Raw genomic sequence first — 18,042 nt, 5'->3', positions numbered from 1 at the left:
ATGACCCGCCTGCTGATGCTGTCCACCGCCCTGAGCGCCCTTGCCCTTTCGGCGCAGGCCCAAACCCTGACCGTCTATACCTCGCAGCCGCAAGAGCAGATGACCGAGGTGATCGCGGCCTTCAATCAGGACCACCCCGAGATCGAGGTCGAGCTGTTCCGCTCGGGCACGACCGAGGTGATGGCCAAGCTGTCCGCCGAATTCGCGGCAGGCGGCTCGCCCGCCGATGTGCTGCTGATCGCGGATGCGGTCGCCATGACCCAGCTGAAGCAGGACGACCGGCTGATGGCCTATCCCGACGCCCCGGTCGAGGGCATCGACGCGGCCCTGCTGGACGCGGATGCGATGTTCTTTCCGACCAAGCTGATCACCACCGGCATCGTCTATAACACCACGCTGGTGGACACCGCGCCGACCTCATGGGCTGATCTGGCCGTGCCCGAGGCTGCCGCGCAGACGATCATGCCCTCGCCCTTGTATTCCGGGGCGGCGGCGATCCATGTCGGCACCATGGTCCAGCAGCCCGAATTCGACTGGACCTATTTCGAGACGCTGGCCGAGAATGGCGCCGTGGCGGGGCAGGGCAACGGCACCGTGCTGGAGGCTGTCGCGCGGGGCGAGAAAGCCTATGGCGTGCTGGTCGAATACATGGCGATGAACGCCAGGGCGCAGGGCTCGCCGGTCGATTTCGTCTTTCCGTCCGAGGGTGTGACGGCGGTGACCCAGCCGGTCGCCATTCTGGCGGGCACGGATGCGGCAGACGCCGCCCGCGCCTTTGTGGACTGGCAGCTTGGTCAGGCCGCACAGGAACAGTCGGTCGCGCAGGGCTATTTCCCGCTGAAGGCGGGCATGGCCGCGCCCGAGGGCTATCCCGGCCCGGCCAGCCTGACCCTGATCGAGGCCGACAATGCCCGCCTGCTGTCGGACGGCGATGCGGTCAAACAGGAATTCGCCGATCTTTATGGCGGCTGAGCTGCACCTTTTCGGTGACCGCAGAACCGGGGATGGCGAGCGATTGCTGGCCATCCTGCTGTGCATTTACGTCGGGGCGATCACGATCTGGCCGCTTGGCCAGCTGCTGCTGACCGCCTTCCGGCCGGGCGAGGACGGCGCGGCCCTTGGCGTTCTGCGCGACACGCTGTCGGCGCGGGCGACGGGGCGGGCCTTCTGGAACACGCTGAGCCTGTCGCTGATTTCGGTCGGCGTGTCGGTCGCGCTGGGGGCGGCGCTGGCGCTGGCCGTGGGGCTGATGCGGATGCGGTTCCGGGCGGCGCTGTCCTTTCTGATCCTGATGCCGCTGATCATTCCCTCGCAGACGCTGGCCCTGTCCTGGATCGAGCTGACGGGCGCCGGATCGCCGATCCTGGGCGCGCTGGGGCTGGCGCCGCCGCCCGGTCAGGGCAACCCGCTCTATTCCCGCATGGGCATCGCGCTGGTCATGGGGATCGAGCATATGCCGCTGGTCTATATCGCCATCCGCGCCAGCCTGAAATCCGTGCCCGCCGATCTGGTCGAGGCCGCCCGCATCGCCGCCGTGCCGCCGCGACTGGTGCTGACACGGGTGATCCTGCCGCTGACCTTTCCGTCGGCGCTGGCCGGTGCGCTGCTGGCCTTCACGGCAGCGGTCGGCAATTTCGGCATTCCGGCGCTGCTGGGCATTCCGGGCCGCGTGCCGATGCTGACGACGCTGATTTATCAGCGGCTGAACAGCTTTGGCCCCCAGGCCGCAGGGCAGGTTGCGGTGCTGGCGCTGATCCTGACGCTGATGGCGGTGGCAGCGCTGGCCCTGCGTGCCCTGCTGCTGCGCCATCTGCGCATGCGGGTCGAGGCCGGGCGCGCCTTTGCCCCCGAATACCGCGCGCCGCCTGTGGCGCAGGCGGCGATCTGGGCGGGGGTGCTGGTCATCGCCATCCTGCCGCTGGCGGCGCTGGTCCTGACCTCGCTGGTGCCCGCGATCGGGGTGCCGTTCTCGGCCGAGATCGCCAGCCTCGATCAGTATCGCCGCGTGCTGGCCAATCCGGCGGTGATCCGGGGCTTTCTGAATTCGCTGATGCTGTCGGGGGCTGCGGCTCTGATCTGCACCATGATCGCGCTGCCGCTGGCCTATCTGGCGACCCGCCGCCCCAGCCCCGCGATCGCGACCGTCGATCTGCTGGCCGAGGCGCCCTGGGTCGTGCCCGGCACCGTGGTCGCGCTGGCGATGATTCTGGCCTTCCTGCCGCCTTTGCCGCTGATCGGGGTGTCACTGTACGGCACCATGGCCATTCTCCTGATCGCCTATCTGGCGCGGTTCCTGCCGCTGATCCTGCGCCCCGTCGTGGCGGCTGCGCGCGGGGGCGACCCGGCGCAGGACGAGGCGGCGCGCATTGCGGGGATCGGTCTGGGCCGCCGCATCGGTCGGATCTTTGCGCCCTCGGTCGGCGCGGCTGCACTGGCCGGTGCGATCCTGATCGTCATGACCGCGATGAATGAGCTGACCTTGTCGGCGCTGCTGTGGTCATCGGGCCATGAAACCATTGGCGTCATGGTCTTTTCCCTGCAATACGAGGGCAATTCGACCGCTGCCGCCGCAGTCTCGGTTCTTTCGACGCTGCTGCTGTTCGCGCTGTGTGTCCTGACCGAACTGCTTCTGGGCCGGCGCGGGGCAGGGGCTTTGCCGTGGCGCAACTGATCTGCGGCCGCGTCGGGGACACGGCAGGCTGAGGCAGACCGGCCCGTCGCGCTAGCGCGCAGGATGATCTGAATGCAACAGCACACAACTTGCAGCATTCATTATATTGACTGCACATATGCAATCCCCGGAAGCCGCGATAAGGTCCCCTTGCAAACGGGCGAGGGAACGGATGTCGAAAACCTGTCACGACATTGGCGCAATCACAGCAGGCCGGTCCGCCCTGGTGCTGATGGTTGCCGCATTTCTTGTCGCCGGCTGCGCCGTTGATCCGCGCGCGTTGCTGACAACCTCGCGAGAGCTGCGCGAGCAGACGCCCTTTACCCCCGTCGCAGTCTCGCAAAGCTGGATCAACGCGCCGGGCATCGTCATGGTGGTGCAGCGCGGACTGCGCGGCGAATCCCAGCAGCGGGTGGCGCTGGACAACCGCTCTGGCGTTCCGGGCGAGAATGTCATCATCATGCGGACCCAGAACCGCTCGGGGAACGGTGGACGCCTTGTGTACGAAGAGTTCATGCGCAGCATCGACGGCCCGCCCGAGCCGTTCACCGAGATCAGACCGGGCGATCTGATCACCGCCGAGGATGACATCGGCCCCTATTTCTGGCTTGAGCAGCGGGTCGGCGGCGACGCGGTCTGCGTGCTGGGCATCCGGCGGATCACCTCGGCGCAGCGCCTGCTGCCCGGATCTGCGACGGTTCTCGACATTCTGCTGCGCAACTGCATTCAGGGCGACGCGTCCGAGGCGCTGGCGCCCCTCACTGCCGGAAGCGTCAGTACGCCTCCCTCTGCGGGCGTGGCCGCAGGCGCCACGCGCGTCATCTCTCCGCTGGCGGCCCCCATTGTCCGGTAGCCTGCAAGCCCCCGGTTTCAGCCCTTGTCAAAGGCCCGATACATGATCAAAGGCGGTTCTTTCGCGCGATGGACTCTGCCGCTCTGGCTGCTGGCCCTTGTGCCGGTGCTTATCCTCGCCTCGGTGCCCACCTCGAACGCGGCGCAGGCGATGCTGGGGGTGGTCTCGGTCCTGCTGGTGGCGCTGCTCAAGCCGTTTGCGGCGCATATCGTGGCCCGCGTCGCATTGATGAGCATCGCCAGCATCACGGTCATCCGCTATCTGGTCTGGCGCCTGACCTCGACGCTGCCGGATGTTGATTTCAACCTGTCCTTTGTGCTGGCCGTCCTGCTTCTGCTGACCGAGACCTATTCGATCTTTGTCTTTTTCCTCAACGCTTTCATCACGGCCGATCCGGTCGTCCGGGACCTGCCGCCGCAGGTGCAGGCCGAGGATCTGCCGACGGTCGATATCCTCGTGCCGTCCTATAACGAGCCGGTCGAGATGCTGTCGATCACGCTGTCGGCGGCCAAGAACATGATCTATCCCGCCAAGTTGCGCCGGGTCGTGCTGTGCGATGACGGCGGCACCGACCAGCGCTGCAATTCCTCCGATCCCGATCTTGCGGCGGCCTCGCGCCAGCGCCGCGCGCAGTTGCAGCAGCTGTGCCGCGATCTGGGGGTCATCTATTCCACCCGCGCGCGCAACGAACATGCCAAGGCCGGCAACATGAGCGCCGCGCTGGAGCGTCTGGACGGTGAACTGGTTGTCGTCTTTGACGCCGACCACGTCCCGTCGCGCGATTTTCTGGCCCGCACGGTCGGCTATTTCCGTCAGGACCCGCGCCTGTTTCTGGTCCAGACCCCGCATTTTTTCATCAACAAGGACCCGATCGAGCGGAACCTTGGCCTGAAATGCCCGCCCGAGAACGAGATGTTCTATGGCAAGATCCATCCCGGTCTTGACCGCTGGGGTGGTGCGTTCTTCTGCGGATCGGCGGCGGTACTGCGCAGGAAGGCGCTGGACAGCGTCGGCGGGTTTGCGGGTGAGACGATCACCGAAGACGCCGAAACCGCGCTGGAAATTCATTCCAAGGGCTGGCGCAGCATGTATCTGGACCGCGCCATGATCGCGGGGCTGCAGCCCGAGACCTTTGCATCCTTCATCCAGCAGCGCGGCCGGTGGGCGGCGGGGATGATGCAGATGCTGATCCTGAAGAACCCGCTGCTGCGGCGCGGGCTGAACCCGTTGCAGCGGCTGTGCTATATCAACTCGATGTCGTTCTGGCTGTTTCCGCTGATCCGGCTGGCCTATCTGATCGCGCCGCTGACCTATCTGTTCTTCGGGGTCGAGATCTTTGTCACGACGCTGCGCGAGGCGGCAGCCTATGTTCTCAGCTATATGGCCATTGTCCTGCTGGTGCAGAACGCCGTCTTTTCGCGCCAGCGATGGCCGCTGATCTCCGAGATCTACGAGGTCGCGCAGGCCCCCTATCTGGCGGGCGCCATCCTGCGCACCGTGCTGCGCCCGCGCGGCGCCAAGTTCAACGTCACCGCCAAGGACGAGACGCTGGCCGAGGATTACATCTCGCCCATCTACCGCCCGCTGCTGATCCTGTTCGGGCTGACCGTGGCGGGCGTGGTCGCGCTGATCACGCGGTGGTTCGCGTTTCCGGGCGACCGCAGCGTGCTGATGGTGGTGGGGATCTGGGCGGTTGTGAACATGCTGCTGGTCAGCATCTCGCTGCGCGCGGTGTCGGAAAAGCAGCAGCGCCGCGCCTCGCCGCGCGTGGCGATGCGTGAGCCGGGCAGCCTGCGGTGGGAAGGGTCGGGTGCCGCGCCTGTCCCCGTCACGATCTTTGACGCCTCGACCAGCGGCGCCGGGCTGGAACTGACCAGCGCGCCCGGCACCGCCCCCCTGCGCCTGCCGCCTCTGGGCCGCGAGGTGGTGTTGCGCCCCTCGTTCCCGCATGCGCCGCATCTGGAACGTGACGTCCGGGCGAATCTGCTGAAAACCTCGACCTCGGCCAGCGGCGCCGTGGTGCTGAACCTGAAATTCGTGGCCGAGCAGGAGATCGACGTGCGCGAGGCCGTGGCGCATCTGATCTTTGGCTCGTCCGAACACTGGCTGGCGCAGCGCCGGAGCACGCAGCAGGGCAAGGGGCTGATCGCCGGTCTGGGCTATGTGCTGTGGCTGATGGTGACTTCGCTGCCCAGGACCGCGCGCGATTTCGCCCGTGAACCGGCCCGCCGGCGCCGGGTCGCGCACAAGGCGGCGCAGAACGCGACGCCCGCGCATCTGGTGGCGTTCGGCGCCGATTTCGACACGCCCGAATATCATCAAGAGGCGCGACCCATGACACCCGAAGAAATGATCGGGGTGACGCGGCCATGACACGCCATATTCGCCCGATCCTGCTGGCAGGCTGCGCGTTCTGCGCCCTCGCTCTGGGAACACCGCACCCCGCAGGCGCGCAGGATGACACGCCGCCGACGATCACCCTGGGCGGCAGCCAGCCCGCAGGATCGGGCGACACCGCGGCTGTGACGGCGACGCCCCCGGCTGCTGCGGGCGGGCCCGACACGCCGGTCATCCAGTTGCAGCCCCGCGCCGTGCCCGATGACATGCCCCTTGCCCCGCCGGTCGAACGCGACCGGGCGACCGCGCCCGACGTGACCGGCGAGAACTGGTTGCTGCCGCTGATCGCGCCCAACACGCAACTGCCGCGCGAGGTCCGGATCGGGGAAAGCCTGCCTTCGCCCGGCGTGCTGCGCCTGACCGGCGAGACGGCCCGCACCCGGCTGACACTGGAGCTGCCCGAGAATGTCATCCCCCCCTCCGAGGTGCAGCTGGCGCTGCGGTCGGGCGTCGATGTGCTGACCGGAACGGCGACGCTGCGCGCCTCGGTCAATGGCGCCGAGCCGGTCGAGATGCCGCTGCGCAGCATCGGCGATTTTGCGACGGTCAGCCTGCCCGGCCCGTCGCTGACGACCGGGCACAATACCATCGACCTGACCGTCAATCAGCCGCACCGGATCTATTGCGGCCCCGATGCCAGCTTTCACGTCTGGACCGAAATCGACCTTGCCAACAGCGGCGCGACCGTGCCCGCCGATGCGCTGCGCCCCGATGCGGAAGGCTTCGCCCTTGCCATGCGCGCGCAGCTGGCGCGCAGCGGAACGCTGGATCTGCTGGTCGATGACACCGTCGATGCGGGCGTGCTGCGTCAGGCGTCGGATGCGATGATGGCCAGTCTGGCGGGCCGGGGGCGCATGCGGGTCACCTCGTTCTATGGCATCGAGGCGCCGCGCTTTGCCACCGTCGCCCTGATCGCCTCGGATCGCAGCGCGGTCAGCTATCGGCGCGGCGCAACCGGCGCCATCGTTCTGCAGGTCGAATACAACGGCGACCAGCTGCCCGATCTGGCTGCCGCCCTGCCCCGGCCCGCCGGCAGTGATGCGCCGATGGTGCAGATCGCGCCCGGACACCCGGTGCCGCTGTCCGCGCTTGGCACCGGCGATATTGTCGGCAACACCCATTACTTCCGCCATGACGTGGCCTTTGCGCTGCCCGATGACTGGCTGCTGCTGGCCAACCAGAAAGCACGGCTGACGCTGCATTACGGGTTTGCCCGCGGCCTGGCCGAAGGTGCGATCCTGCTGGTCAAGGTCAACGAACAGACGGTGCGGCTGCTGCCGCTGGATCGTGAGGGCGGTCAGATCCAGCCGCCGCTGCCGGTCGGTTTCAACGCCAATCTGCTCAATCCCGGCCGCAATACCCTCAGCTTCGAGATGATGGTGCCCGGCGCGCCCGCGAATGAGGCCTGCCCGGTCCGCACCAGCGACATGCTGGTGGTGCTGGCCGACAGCACGCTGGAGGTGCCGACCTCGCCCGCGATGACGCTGCCGGGGATGGCGGCGCCCTTTTCGGGGCTGATGCCCGCCAATGTCACGGTGCCGGATGCGGTCGCGGCCAGTCTGGACCTGCAGGCGCAGGCGATCCGTCTGGCCTCGGCGCTGAGCAATCCGCCCGCGCCGCAACAGGGCGTGACCCTGACCCTCGCGCGGCTGAACGAGCTGAACCTCGTGCCGCTGGACAACGCCGGGGTGAGCTTGGGTCAGGTGCAGGCGCTGCTGTTCAACAGGGCCACGCCGGGGGCCGCTGAGGACGCGGCGCAGGTACAGGCCGCCCCGACCTACAGCCTCGATGAGCCGGGCGACGATGATGCCGCCGCGCCGGGGATTTTGCGCCGCATCGGGTCGTGGGTGGCGGGCGGTTTCGCCTCGCGGGATGGCGTGTGGCAGGATGTCCAGAGCTTCCGGCAGACCGCGTTTCAGGGGTCGCAGCAAAGCCTGCGCGAGTGGATGGCCGACCGTCAGGGCGATGCCCTGCTGTGGCGCCCGGACCCCGACCAGCCCGACGCGCTGTGGCTGATCCTCGGGCCGCGGATTCAAGTCGATGACGTTGCCGACCGGATGAATGCGCTGATCGCCAGCCGGTCGGCCATCGGCGAGGCGGCGGTTCTGCGCCCGGACGGGACATGGGACGTCTGGACCCCGATCCGCCCGCCCGTGTTGGCCGAGCGCCTGTTTGGCGGTAATCTGCGGTCGATCCTGGGCAACTATGCCTCGTGGTCGCCGTTGCTCTTTACGCTGTCCCTGCTGGCTCTGGCGCTGCTGTCTGCGCTGCCTGCGCTGTTTTACGTGCTGTCCACCCGCGACCACCGAGGGCGATCATGAACCGACGTGCCTGTCTATCCCTTATCGCGGCGGCCATCGCGACGCGTGCCACGGGTCAGGATCTGTCCAATGTGCGGGCGCTGACCGATGAGCTGCACCCGCTGCAGCAGGCATGGGCGGCATGGAAAACCCTGTGCCTGATGCCTGACGGCCGGGTGATCGACGGGTTCCAGAGCGGCGCCAGCCATTCCGAGGGGCAGGGCTATGGCCTGCTGCTGGCGGCGATGTTCGGCGATCTGGTCACCTGCCGGTCGATCGTGCTCTGGACCGAGCGCAACCTGAACGTGCGCGAGGATGCGCTGCTGGCGTGGCGCTGGCGACCCGACTCGGTGCCGCAGGTCACCGACCGCAACAATGCCAGTGACGGCGACCTGTTCTATGCCTGGGGGCTGATCCTTGCCGCCGGTCTGGGCAATGAGCCGGGCTTCCGGCAGCGCGCGATCGCGATTGCGCAGGATCTGGACCGCCTTTGTCTGGCCGGACATCCCGATGGCAGCGGGCGGATCATTCTGCTGCCCGCCGCCGCCGGTTTCGTGCGCGAGGACGGGATCGTCGTGAACCCCTCATACTACATGCCGCTGGCGATGACGCAGCTGGCCGAGGCGGCGGGCACGCCCCGGCTGGCGCAGGCCGCACGCGACGGGATGGCGCTGATCGACCAGCTTGGCGGCGCGGGTCCGGTGCCCGACTGGATCATGCTGGACGCCTCGGGCATCCGGCCCGCGCCGGCGGAATTCTCATCCCTTGTGGGGTACGAGGCCGTGCGGGTGCCGCTGTTCGCGCTGTGGTCGGGGCAGGGGCAAAGCCCGGCGGTGCGGGCCTATATTGACGCCACCGCAGGCCAGGACGCACAGGGCACGCCGACGCGGATAGATCCGCAGACGGGCGAGGTCGCCGAACGCAGCCCCCATTCCGGCTATGCCGCCGTCGCGCGGCTGGCCTCTTGCGCGGCGGACGGGGGGGTGGGGTCGCTGATGCCGCGCTTTGACAGCAATCAGCCCTATTATCCCGCCACCCTGCATCTGATGTCGCTTGTCGTGCAGATCACGACCTATCCGAGGTGTGTTCCCCTATGACCCGATCCGTCGTTTTCGCCGCAATCCTTGCCATCGCGGCCTCTGCCGCGCAGGCCCAGTCAGCCCCCGACCCCGAGGAGTTGCTGGCCCTGACCTTTTATTATCAGCAGCAGGACGAGGCATCGGTCCGGTCCGAACTGCAGCGGCTGCAGATCCTCTATCCCGACTGGCAGCCGCCCGAGGATCTGGCGCGCCTGACCCAAAGCGGCCCCAGCGCCGAGATCGACACGATCTATCGTCAGATCGGCGCAAATCAGTTCGACGAGGCGCGCGCTACCATCGCCGAGAGCCGCACGGCCTATCCCGACTGGACCCCTCCGGCGGAAATGCTGTCGCTGCTTGAGACGAATGAGGGGCAGATCCTGCTGGACGCGGCCTTGGGCGCGGATGATCTGGCGCGCGCGCTGGCGCTGGCGGGGGAACGGCCCGGCCTGTTGCGCTGTGACCGCATCAACAACGCCTGGCGCATCGCCGATGCGCAGCAGGCGGCCGGGCAGGAGGGGGACGCGCTGGGGACCTATCGCGCGGTGCTGGCCGCCTGCGTGAACCAGCCCGATCTTGTCGCCACGCTGGAAAAGGCCAGTGCCGTCGCCTCGCCCGATGATCTGCGGGGGCTGTTCGGGCAGGTCATGGCGCGCTTTCCCGCAATGACCGATGCGCTGACACCGGTGCAGGCCCGGTTGCTGGGCACCCCGGCCCCGGACGCGCCCGCTGCCGCCTCCGGGACCGCAACAGCAGCTGCCGCACCGGCCCGCGCTGCTGCGGCTGCCCCGGCAACCCCGCCCGCCGCCGCCGCGCCCTCGGCTGCGGCTGCGGCTCCGTCTGCGGCTCCGGCTGCGGCTCAGCCAGCGCCTGCGCCCTCTCAGGGGGGGGGCGGGTCCGCCGTGGGGGTCTATCAGCAGGCCTGGCAGACCTTTAATCTGGATCGCCCGATGGAGGCAGTCGCCCAGTTCGAGACCGCGCTTCGTGGCAGGCTGGACGCCACGCAGCGCCGGGACGCACATTACGGCATTGCCCTGTCCTATCTGAAGATGGGCATGTCCGACAACGCCGCGCGCCTTGCCGCCGTCACCGACCTGACGCGCGCGCAGCGGGTCGATGTCGAACGCCAGATTCTGGATCAACGCGGCGTGGCGGCCTATAACCGCCGCGATTATCGCCGCGCGATCGAGTTCTTTGACGCGATTCAGGGGCTGACCGGCAGCCTGCGGCGCGATCTGGATGTCCTGCGCGCCTATGCCTATCTCAACAGCAATCAGCCCGCCCGCGCGCGCGAGGAGTTCACGCGCCTGCACAACGCGCTGGCAACCGCCGAGACACGGCGGGGGCTGGCCGCGCTGAACTGACCGGTCAGCGCAGGCGGTCCAGCCGCAGGTCGATCGTGACCTGCCGGTAATTGGCGATTCCGGCGGTCGAGTTGCTGTCGGTCACGCCAAGGCGCAGCTCGGCCCCCGGTCGCAGCTGCGTCGACAGCGACAGCCCGTAGACCTCATCGCGGCGGGGAACGCCCAGAAACGCGCCGCCCTCCAGCACCTGCGCCGACAGATCGAAGCTGACGGCCCGGTCCAGCATCAGCCATGTCACGCCCCCGTCCAGCCGATAGCGCAGAACGGTGCTGTCGGGCGAGGCCTCACCCAGGGTCACAGCGGCCCGCGCAGCCAGCCGCGACCAGACCGAGTCGGCGGACAGCGCAATCCGGTTCTGATCGCGGGGCGTCCCCGAGGCGCGGATATAGCGCAGGCCCAGCTGATGCGCGTGCCGGTCGGTGGCAAGGATCCGCAGCATCTCGACCGAGGTTTGGGTGGCGGTGCCGCGGCTCAGGTCGCGCCAATAGCGGGCCGCGGTGCCGCAGATGTCCAGAAAGGTCCAGCCCGTCAGATGGTTCTGCGAGCAGACCGAGGCGCGCGCATCGGCCCGCCCGATCCCGTGTTCGGGCGACCAGCCCAGTTCGATGGCGCCGCGCAGCTCGATCAGATTGCCGGTGCGCCAGGCAAGGCGGGTCACGCCCGTGGCCTGCGCCCCGGCGACCAGCCCGGCCTTTGCCCGGGCCTCGGGGGTTGCCTCGAATGTCAGGCCGTTGAAGACGAACCGGTCCTGCAGCACGCCGCCATTGATATTGCCGTCCCATGCCAGCACCGGCGCGACATAGCCTTCGCGCGCGACGATCGCGGGCGGGCCGCCGTTGAAATAGTACCCCTGCCGGATCATGTCGCTGCGCAGCCGCGCCAGACCATAGGGCGGCAGCACCCCGTCGCTGAGGGCCTGTGCATGGACGCGCAGGCGCAAACGCTCGGGCGCCGCGGCCGCCGCCAGCCGCAGCCGGTCAGCGACATCGGCATTCGCCGTGGCGGTGGCGGGGGCCATGACGTGCGGCCCCAGGATCAGCGCGGCGGCAACGGCCAGCGCGCGCGCCAGCCTAGGGACGGGCATTCGGATCGCGGCCGAAATAGGTGCCGTCGACCGTCACCGTCCGCCCGTCATCCGTTCCCGTCGCCGTATACAGCCCCGAGGTGGTCATGCCATGCACCCCGTCCTGATAGGTGGGGCTGCCGCCGACATTGCCGCGCAGATGCCCGGCGACCCGATATGTTTCGGTCACATCGGGGTTGCGCACACGGATGGTCGCCGCCCCGCCATAGGCGCCGCTGACCACATCAAAGGGCAGGCCGCGCGCGCGCAGCCCGATCTCGACCTGCGAGCGGTCCGAAACCTCGGTCCGGATGTCGATATCCGCCGTGCCGCGATCGAAATCCAGCATCAGGTTTTCCAGCCCCTCGTTGTGGCGCCCCGACAGCAGCGGCCCGTCGTCGATCGTCACCCAGGCGAAGCTTTGCCCCTTGAAGAAATACTGGCCGCTGGCGGTGACCAGCGCGCCGTCGCGGACATTCTCTAACGGGGCCTGATCGGCGGTCAGGCGCAGCAGCCGGGTGGGCGCGCCGTTCGTGCCGGGACCGACCTCGGCGATCACCTCGATGGTCATCCGGCTGGCCTCGGCCTCGGCCAGCGCGATCAGGTTGCGATACCCTGCCGGATCGGTGGGGGCGCCGTCGAATGCCGCCAGCACGGCGGCATCGCCCGCCCGCGAACGGTCCATCCGGACACGCTGAAACCTGTTGTGATCGGTCTGGTAGGTCTCGAACGGGCCCGACGCGACCGGCTTGCCCTCGGGCAGCGGCGGCGTCTGTGACCCACCCCCGCCCCCGCCGCCGCCGCATGCGGCCAGCAGAGCCAGCGAACCGGCAGCAAAAATGCACGAGATGTTCATGGGCGGGAATCCGGTGAGACTGCAATAGTGCGATCATAACGGCTGCCCATTTGTACTCAAGCGCTCAAGTTGCCGGGGCCGCAGATACTCTGCTCATGGTTGATTTCGGGGCACAGCCTGCCCGGTCAGGCCGCCTGCAGGCCGGGTGCGATGGTCGCGCGGTTGCGGCCCTCGGCCTTGGACCGGTACAGCGCCTGATCGGCCTGCTTGTAGCCGTTGATATAGCTGAAGGGTTTGCCGCTGAAGCAGAAGCCGCCCACGCTGATCGTCGAATAACGGTCTTCGGCAGGATCGCCGTAAGGCACCTGTACCGCGCGGCGGAACCGTTCGGCGATCTGATAGCCGGTGGCCACGTCCTTGGTCCGCACGATGACCGCGAATTCCTCGCCGCCGATCCGCGCGGCGAAATCGCCTGCCCGGATCGTGCTCTTGATCGCCAGGGCGATGTTCTGCAGCACCGAATCGCCCACGTCATGCCCGAATTCGTCGTTGATCTTCTTGAAGTGGTCCACATCCAGCAGCAGCAGCATGACGTCTTTCGCGCCCGCATCCTCAAGCTGTCTGGCATATTCGTCCAATGCGCGCCGGTTGGGCAGGGCGGTCAGCGCATCCGTTTCGGCCGCCGAGATCAGGTGCCGTTCGCGGCGCCCGCGCCGCTGCTCGGAATCCAGCAGCTTTCCAAATCCCAGAACCAGCATGGCGGTCAGAAAGGCCATGAAGAACTCGGTCTGCTGGCCAAAGCCGGGAACCTGCGCAAGAACCACGAAGGTCGGCAGGCCGCAGGCGAGGGTCAGGGTCGCCCAGGCGCGGATGTCGCGCCTTTCGCGTCTGCGGAAATAGTACAGCCAACCGCCCGCCAGCAGGGCGGTGATCGCGATCACCATCACCCCCCAGGGCGCGCCGACACCGCCGATCAGCAGCCGCGCGGTGACCGTCATGGTCACGACAACCGCCGCCGCGAGCGGGCCGCCAAAGGCCATGGCCATGCCGACAAAGGCGCCGCGCGCATCCGCAAAGGCTCCGGGGGCAAGTTCCAGGGGCTGCAACATGGCGATAACGCCCGCCGCCCCAAAGGCTGCCCCGACGCAGAAGCGTCGCAGGTTCTTGTGCTGAATGTGTCGTTGGGCACGGCTGAACAGGATGGTGCACAGCGCCATCAACCCCAAGGTGTTCGCAAGCACCAAAAAATGAGCATTCATATCACCACCTAACCAAACCACGTGGTTCACGTACAACCATGACGATAAAACTTAAACCTGTACATAATGTTAGGTTCCTGTCGTCAAGGCTGGTTGGATGAACGGGTGAATCAGGTCAGGGGTGCACAAGGGCGCGGCATGAACGCGATAGCGCTTTGTTGCCGTCCGGGCTAGATTTTAAGGTCAAGTGCCACCTGAGACTTGATTTTTGAACGAAGTAGTTTAGTGGGCTGGGACGATCAGCCTTGGGTCTTGGAAATCGGCTCTGGCGCCGCATCCTGGGTGTTCGATCTCAGGAATGTCGAAAATGTGCGGTTTGGACGACACGGCTCTGCGTGGGCTCTGCATCTTTGGTCTCAGCTACACGGATCAGCTGATGATTGCCGGGGGTGACCGGCTGGTCCGTGCGGTCCGGGATCAGGTCATCGGATTGTTGTGCGACCGTTTCGGGTGCGACCGCGTGTCCGAAGCGCCCGCCTCTGGCTGGATTGTCGTGACGCTGGTTGGCGACAGCCGCGCCGCTCTGGCCGATCTGGTCAGGCAGGCGCTGGACCGGATTCCGGGCTGCCGCGTGCAGGCGGGCGGGGCATATTTTTCGACGGCGGCTTTTGCGGGGATCATCTGGTCCGATGATGGCGGCGGCGATCCGGCGGCGTTGACCCGGCAGGCGGCGGCGGCCTGTGCGATGGCGGGCGCCAGAGGGACGGATCTGGTCGAATACGATGCCTCGGACAGCGCCGCGGTGCTGGCTGCAACCAACAGCGCGTTCCTGCTGTCAGACGCCATGTCCGCGATGGAGGACTCGCGCCTGATCCTGCATGCGCAACCGATCATCGACCTGAATGCGACCCGGCCCACATCATTCTACGAGGTTCTGGTCAAGATGCAGGACGCGAACGGGCGCATCCACGCCCCCCTGACGTTTCTGCCGCTGGTCGAGCGGACGCATATGATCTGCATCATGGATGAGTGGATCATCCGCAAGGCCATTCTGGGACATGCCGCCGATCTGGGCCTGCGTCCCGACATCAACATCTCGCTGAACGTCTCCGGGCGGACGCTGTCCGGCGCGGGGTTCTGGCGAAAGATCGACCGGATCATGACCGAAGCCGCGGTCGATCCCGCGCGCATTCAGTTCGAGGTGACGGAATCCTCGGCCATTCACGACTTTGCGCAGGCCCGCGCCAATGTCACCGCTCTGCGCGCGATGGGCTGCTTGGTCGCACTGGACGATTTCGGCGCGGGCCTGTCGGGGTTTTCCTATCTGACCGATCTGGAGGTCGATTGCGTCAAGCTGGACGGACGGCTTGTCGCCAATGTCGTCTGTCCCGACCGGCGAGAGTTGCGGATCATCGAGGCCATTGTCGGGCTGTGCGACCGGCTGGGCCTGATGGTGGTGGGCGAGCATGTCAGCTCGCGCGAGATCCTGGAGGCGCTGCGCGATCTGGGTGTCACGCGGATGCAGGGATATTTTACCGGGGGTCCGGTGCTGTACACGGACGTCTTCGCCGCCCCCCGCGCCTGAGGCCCTGCCCCATTGGGGGGCGGTACGCCGCGCGAGGGGCAGGGTGCTGATCCCCAACGGGGGTTTTGTGACTGTCCCCGGAACTGTCCACAGAAAATGTGGATAACATGGCGCAGTGGCGGGTCAGGCTGTTCTGCGCAAATCCACAGCGCGGTGGACCGCGATCAGAGCCGGGCGCCGGACACATCGTCCCCGGTGGCAATCTTGCCGCCGGACCCGTCAGAGGATCAGATCCCGCATGTGGCGCCCGGCTGTCCCCGTCCCGGACCCGCAGGGGCGCAGCTCCGGCAGGGGGGCGATCAGGCGGCGTGCTGCCGGCTGCGGCAAATGCCGTCTGTCCAGACCGCCGCGATATTTGCCTTGGTCGCGCCATAGATCACCTTTTCCAGCAGGCTCTGCGGGCTGTCCGAGGCATGGGGCGCGATCTGACCCAGCGGCGCGTGGGGATCAATGGCGATGGCGTCGAACTTCATCCCGACCTCGAAGGCCCCGACCTCAAGGCCAAGCGCCTCTGCACCGCCACGGGTGGCGAGGTGGAACGCGGTCGCCGTGTCGATGCGGCTGTCGGGCCGTCCGCGTTTTTCGGCGGGGATGTCAGGATCGACGCCGCCCTCCAGCAGGCGCGAGGCGGCGATGCTCATCCGGGCGGCCTCCCAGACGGTGCCGATCGGGCCGCCCGAGATGTCGGTGCCAAGGCCCACACGCACGCCGCGGTCCAGCGCCTCGCGCAGCGGAAAGACCGCGTTTGCGAAATAGATGTTCGACCAGGGGCAATGCGAGATCCCGGCCTTGCGTTCGGCGATCAGCGTCATGTCGCCGGGTGACAGGAAATTGGCATGGGCCAGCACGGTATGGGGGCGCAGCAGGCCAAAGTGGTCCAGCGCCTCGGTATCGCTTTTGCCGGTGCGCTGTCTGACATGGGCATGTTCCCAGTCGCTTTCCGACACATGGGTCTGAATGCGCGTGTTGGTCTGGGCCGCAAGCTGCCCCAGCCCGTGCAGGCAATCGTCGGTGCAGGCCGGAATAAAGCGCGGCGTGATGACCGGATGGACCAGTTCCGCGCCGTTCGCCGGATGGTTGCGCACATAGTCGATCAGCGCGCGGGTCTGGGCGATGGCGGTCGCCGCATCGGCGTCACGGTAATAGCCGGGGCAGGTGTCGGGGTGGTCCATCGCGACCTTGCCGACCAGCGCCCGCTGGCCCTGCGCCAGACAGGTATCGACCAGAATCTGCGTGGCCGGCAGGTGCACCGTCGCAAAATGCAGCGCGGTGGTGGTGCCGCAGGCCAGCATATGCGCAATCAGCGCCGCATAGGTCCCGGCGGCAAAATCCTCATCCGAATAGCGCGCCTCCAGCGGGAAGGTATAGGTCTGCAGCCAGTCCTCCAGCGGCACGTCCAGCGCGGTGCCCAGTTGCGGGAATTGCGGCGCGTGGACATGCAGATCGACCAGCCCCGGCATCAGCAGACAGCCCTGCGGCAGACGGATCGCATCGGCGGGAATGTCCTGGCCGACGGCGGTGATATAGCCCGCAGCGTCAACGGTGATGGCAATGTCGGGCAGATAGGCCACCTGGCCGCGCACGGGCGCGTGCATGGCATCGGCCACGATGGTGCGCCCCGCCACATCGGCAAGGGCGGTCTTGTCGGGAAAAGGGGTCATGTCGGGGGTCCTTTCGGAAATGGGGCCGTGCTGGCGCGGGGGATGAAGGTGCTGTCCAGCACCGTGACCGCAGGCACGACCGCGTTGTTCAGGCGCGCCAGCAGCAGCGACGCGGCCTGCGCCCCCATCCGGATGGCAGGCTGTTCGATGGTCGAGAGAGACGGAGAGAAGATCGTGCCGATCGCGGCGCCGTCAAAGCCTGTGACCGACACCTCGTCCGGGATCGTGACCCCGGCGTCGATCAGCACCCGTATGAAGGCCAGCGCCGCATCGTCGGAACAGCACATGACCGCCGTGGGCCGGTCGGGCAACGCCAGAAAGTCGCGCGCGGCATCGGCGCCGATCTCGAACCCGCGCTGATAGGCGATCTGTCCGGCCGAGTGGCGCAGGCTGCCGGGCGCAAGGCCGCAAGCCTCCAGCGCCTCGTGGATGCCACCCATGCGTTGCCGTTCGTGATAACTTCCCGCCGGGCCACAGACATAATAGAACGCGCGGTGCCGCTGAGCGATCAGGTCCGAGGTCAGTTGCCGCATCATCGCGCGTTCATTCGTCAGGACGCTTGGCACACCCTCGGCACTGAGGTCCTGAAACAGCGCGACGACCGGCAGCCCGCCGTTCAAGACCGAGCGCTTTCCGACCCTTGGGACCGACGAGGACAGGATGATCACCCCGTCCACCGCGCCGCCACTGGCCAGATCGACGATATGGCGGTCGGTCTTGGCCAGGCGGTCGAGATTGGCGATCAGGATGTGATAGCCGTGCTGCGACAGCTCTGCGTCGATGCCCGCCAGCGCGTGCGGAATGACCTGCGACGCGCCATAGGTCAGCCGCCCCGGCAGCACGATCAGGATCACATTGGTCTTGCCGCTGCGCAGGCTGCGGGCTGCGGCGTTGGGCGTATAGCCCAGCCTGCGCGCCGCATCCGCGATCTGTTTCAGCGTCGCGTCGCTGACACGCCCCGGATTGGCCAGCGCCCGGCTGACCGTCGAGACGGCGACGCCCGCAGCATCTGCGACATCCCTCATGCTGACGGTGCCAGTCGCCTTCTGTCTTTTTGTCACGCCTGATTTCCGA

The 18,042-nt window shown here is 67.4% G+C and carries 13 protein-coding genes; 8 read left to right on the top strand and 5 right to left on the bottom strand.

From position 1 onward, the window contains the following. From ACK41U_RS01855 to ACK41U_RS01825, 7 genes are all read left to right on the top strand, one after another. Window positions 1–972, top strand: a complete 972-nt coding sequence (locus ACK41U_RS01855; RefSeq protein ID WP_409675074.1) for an ABC transporter substrate-binding protein — start codon at window positions 1–3, stop codon at window positions 970–972. Continuing rightward, window positions 962–2,671, top strand: coding sequence for an ABC transporter permease (locus ACK41U_RS01850; RefSeq protein ID WP_409675071.1), 1,710 nt, complete (start codon window positions 962–964; stop codon window positions 2,669–2,671). The genes ACK41U_RS01855 and ACK41U_RS01850 overlap by 11 nt, the downstream gene beginning before the upstream one ends. 232 nt (window positions 2,672–2,903) lie before the next feature. Further along, on the top strand, window positions 2,904–3,524 hold the full coding sequence (locus tag ACK41U_RS01845; RefSeq protein ID WP_409675068.1) for a hypothetical protein: 621 nt from the start codon (window positions 2,904–2,906) through the stop codon (window positions 3,522–3,524). 42 nt (window positions 3,525–3,566) lie between these two features. Continuing rightward, window positions 3,567–5,897, top strand: coding sequence for a UDP-forming cellulose synthase catalytic subunit (gene bcsA / locus ACK41U_RS01840; RefSeq protein WP_409675064.1), 2,331 nt, complete (start codon window positions 3,567–3,569; stop codon window positions 5,895–5,897). Beyond that, window positions 5,894–8,242, top strand: a complete 2,349-nt coding sequence (locus tag ACK41U_RS01835) for a cellulose biosynthesis cyclic di-GMP-binding regulatory protein BcsB (protein ID WP_409675061.1) — start codon at window positions 5,894–5,896, stop codon at window positions 8,240–8,242. Before bcsA ends, ACK41U_RS01835 begins: the two co-directional genes overlap by 4 nt. Then, the gene (locus ACK41U_RS01830; protein ID WP_409675058.1) at window positions 8,239–9,318 is read left to right on the top strand and encodes a glycosyl hydrolase family 8; all 1,080 of its coding nucleotides are present in this window, start codon (window positions 8,239–8,241) and stop codon (window positions 9,316–9,318) included. The genes ACK41U_RS01835 and ACK41U_RS01830 overlap by 4 nt, the downstream gene beginning before the upstream one ends. Further along, a complete protein-coding gene (locus ACK41U_RS01825; RefSeq protein ID WP_409675055.1) occupies window positions 9,315–10,664 on the top strand; it encodes a hypothetical protein in 1,350 nt (449 codons plus the stop codon). The genes ACK41U_RS01830 and ACK41U_RS01825 overlap by 4 nt, the downstream gene beginning before the upstream one ends. A gap of 4 nt (window positions 10,665–10,668) precedes the next feature. On the opposite strand, the gene ACK41U_RS01820 is transcribed toward ACK41U_RS01825, so the two are convergent. The 3 genes from ACK41U_RS01820 to ACK41U_RS01810 all read right to left on the bottom strand — a co-directional run bounded on the left by ACK41U_RS01820 (window position 10,669) and on the right by ACK41U_RS01810 (window position 13,740). Then, window positions 10,669–11,748, bottom strand: coding sequence for a hypothetical protein (locus ACK41U_RS01820; RefSeq protein WP_409675052.1), 1,080 nt, complete (start codon window positions 11,746–11,748; stop codon window positions 10,669–10,671). Further along, window positions 11,735–12,583 carry a viral aspartic protease gene (locus ACK41U_RS01815; RefSeq protein ID WP_409675049.1) on the bottom strand — a complete coding sequence of 283 codons (849 nt, stop codon included), beginning with the start codon at window positions 12,581–12,583 and terminating at the stop codon, window positions 11,735–11,737. Before ACK41U_RS01815 ends, ACK41U_RS01820 begins: the two co-directional genes overlap by 14 nt. A 125-nt stretch (window positions 12,584–12,708) precedes the next feature. Continuing rightward, entirely contained in the window at window positions 12,709–13,740 is a 1,032-nt protein-coding gene (locus tag ACK41U_RS01810; RefSeq protein ID WP_409675204.1) for a diguanylate cyclase, read from the bottom strand. A gap of 349 nt (window positions 13,741–14,089) precedes the next feature. Between ACK41U_RS01810 and ACK41U_RS01805 the strand changes: the two genes are divergently transcribed. Further along, window positions 14,090–15,307: an EAL domain-containing protein gene (locus tag ACK41U_RS01805; protein ID WP_409675046.1), complete on the top strand. Its 1,218-nt coding sequence runs from the start codon at window positions 14,090–14,092 to the stop codon at window positions 15,305–15,307. A gap of 299 nt (window positions 15,308–15,606) precedes the next feature. On the opposite strand, the gene ACK41U_RS01800 is transcribed toward ACK41U_RS01805, so the two are convergent. Next, complete coding sequence (locus ACK41U_RS01800; protein ID WP_409675043.1) at window positions 15,607–16,968, bottom strand: amidohydrolase family protein; 1,362 nt, start codon at window positions 16,966–16,968, stop codon at window positions 15,607–15,609. Next, on the bottom strand, window positions 16,965–17,993 hold the full coding sequence (locus ACK41U_RS01795) for a LacI family DNA-binding transcriptional regulator (protein WP_409675040.1): 1,029 nt from the start codon (window positions 17,991–17,993) through the stop codon (window positions 16,965–16,967). The genes ACK41U_RS01800 and ACK41U_RS01795 overlap by 4 nt, the downstream gene beginning before the upstream one ends. Window positions 17,994–18,042: the final 49 nt, after the last annotated feature.

Source organism: Paracoccus sp. (in: a-proteobacteria), from assembly GCF_046289755.1.
Taxonomy (GTDB): domain Bacteria; phylum Pseudomonadota; class Alphaproteobacteria; order Rhodobacterales; family Rhodobacteraceae; genus Paracoccus.
This window is presented reverse-complemented; position numbering and strand designations above follow the sequence as displayed.

Excerpts from the sequence above, each read along its gene's own strand:
- ACK41U_RS01855 (WP_409675074.1), top strand. The coding sequence starts at position 1 with ATGACCCGCCTGCTGATGCTGTCCACCGCCCTGAGCGCCCTTGCCCTT.
- ACK41U_RS01850 (WP_409675071.1), top strand. The coding sequence starts at position 962 with ATGGCGGCTGAGCTGCACCTTTTCGGTGACCGCAGAACCGGGGATGGC.
- ACK41U_RS01845 (WP_409675068.1), top strand. The coding sequence starts at position 2,904 with ATGGTTGCCGCATTTCTTGTCGCCGGCTGCGCCGTTGATCCGCGCGCG.
- bcsA (WP_409675064.1), top strand. The coding sequence starts at position 3,567 with ATGATCAAAGGCGGTTCTTTCGCGCGATGGACTCTGCCGCTCTGGCTG.
- ACK41U_RS01835 (WP_409675061.1), top strand. The coding sequence starts at position 5,894 with ATGACACGCCATATTCGCCCGATCCTGCTGGCAGGCTGCGCGTTCTGC.
- ACK41U_RS01830 (WP_409675058.1), top strand. The coding sequence starts at position 8,239 with ATGAACCGACGTGCCTGTCTATCCCTTATCGCGGCGGCCATCGCGACG.
- ACK41U_RS01825 (WP_409675055.1), top strand. The coding sequence starts at position 9,315 with ATGACCCGATCCGTCGTTTTCGCCGCAATCCTTGCCATCGCGGCCTCT.
- ACK41U_RS01820 (WP_409675052.1), bottom strand. The coding sequence starts at position 11,748 with ATGCCCGTCCCTAGGCTGGCGCGCGCGCTGGCCGTTGCCGCCGCGCTG.
- ACK41U_RS01815 (WP_409675049.1), bottom strand. The coding sequence starts at position 12,583 with ATGAACATCTCGTGCATTTTTGCTGCCGGTTCGCTGGCTCTGCTGGCC.
- ACK41U_RS01810 (WP_409675204.1), bottom strand. The coding sequence starts at position 13,740 with ATGGCGCTGTGCACCATCCTGTTCAGCCGTGCCCAACGACACATTCAG.
- ACK41U_RS01805 (WP_409675046.1), top strand. The coding sequence starts at position 14,090 with ATGTGCGGTTTGGACGACACGGCTCTGCGTGGGCTCTGCATCTTTGGT.
- ACK41U_RS01800 (WP_409675043.1), bottom strand. The coding sequence starts at position 16,968 with ATGACCCCTTTTCCCGACAAGACCGCCCTTGCCGATGTGGCGGGGCGC.
- ACK41U_RS01795 (WP_409675040.1), bottom strand. The coding sequence starts at position 17,993 with ATGAGGGATGTCGCAGATGCTGCGGGCGTCGCCGTCTCGACGGTCAGC.